This is a genomic window from Providencia heimbachae ATCC 35613, from assembly GCF_001655055.1.
GTDB classification, from domain to species: domain Bacteria; phylum Pseudomonadota; class Gammaproteobacteria; order Enterobacterales; family Enterobacteriaceae; genus Providencia; species Providencia heimbachae.
This window is the reverse complement of record NZ_LXEW01000062.1, coordinates 1-1,161: the sequence shown is the minus strand read 5'-3', so window position 1 is coordinate 1,161 and position 1,161 is coordinate 1. Positions and strand designations below refer to the sequence as shown.

Annotated in this window: 1 protein-coding gene; it reads right to left on the bottom strand. The window is 32.6% G+C overall.

Annotated elements, in window-relative coordinates; translation table 11 throughout:
• Positions 1-116: 116 nt before the first annotated feature.
• Positions 117-1,055 (bottom strand): abortive infection family protein, encoded by a 939-nt coding sequence (locus M998_RS19105; protein WP_068910372.1) that lies wholly within the window; start codon positions 1,053-1,055, stop codon positions 117-119.
• Between the last annotated feature and the right edge of the window lie 106 nt (positions 1,056-1,161).

Here is a 1,161-nt window from a genome sequence, read left to right as displayed (position 1 = left end):
AGATATGTCGCTATGTTAAAAAGGGTTCTGAGCGATTGCGGTAGAATGGTTTTGGGGTTTACCGCAATCGGGAAGGCTCGTCTTTACACATAGAGCGCATTATGCGAGCCTATTTTTTATTGAAGTTGCTCTTCGCATTTTACTAAAAATAATAAATTTGTAGCTGTAAGGTGAAGTGTATAGCTGGCTAGATGTTCAGGGACGTTAGTAATATTAGTGCCTTGACCATGACCACCTTCTTTATTTCTTATTGTTGGAATCCCACTTTCAAGCAATATTCGTATAGAAGAATATTGATTTTGAAGATACTCTGGTATTAAATTATTGATTAAGCAACTATTAATTAATTTTTTAGCTGTATCATTTGGGTTATAATCCCAGTGATGTTTTTCATGGATTGCTTTCATTAAGCTCTCAAATGATTTTAAACAATCATTTAGAGACTCTTTGTATTTTTTATTTCTATAGTGTTCATGAGCAGACATAAACTCATGTAACACTCCGTCATATTCAGATGTGGAACTTAAAATTAATAGTATAGGTTTCACTACTTCGGAGTGAATCAGCTGGGAGTCAACTCGAATTATTTCGCCTTGCTCAAATTGATAGCCAACTCCGTTTTCTCGAAATCTATAATTTAAATCATTTATCGCGTCATCAGCTTTTTGGTTAAAATAATATTGTTTCTCGCGTACATAATTATCAATGTACTGAAATGATAACTCAATGATATCAATGCATTTTTCAACATCACTCTGGTTAAGGAAAAAATCAAAAATTTCCGAAAAATATGAGTCTGCATTTTTATGTAGTGCAAATACTCCATATTCACGTATCAATATTTTACATATTTCTTGGTATACAAAGTCTGCATGGCTCATATTGTAGCCATAACGCTTAATTCCGGAATACGATGTACAAGTACCTATTGTATCTTTGATGATATGTACTATTTGAATACGTAATCCATTAGGTATCTCATCATAAGAATATACATCACTAATTTCTCCCCTTAATTTTTTTTGCCTTTTGGAATAGATATTAGATATTGCCATTTTTCACCTATCAATAATTTATGCTTAGTATTACTTTATTAGAATATTTTCTCTGTAAAGAGAATAACTCTAAAACCCCCGAGCTGTAGAACGGGGGTAGTAGAAC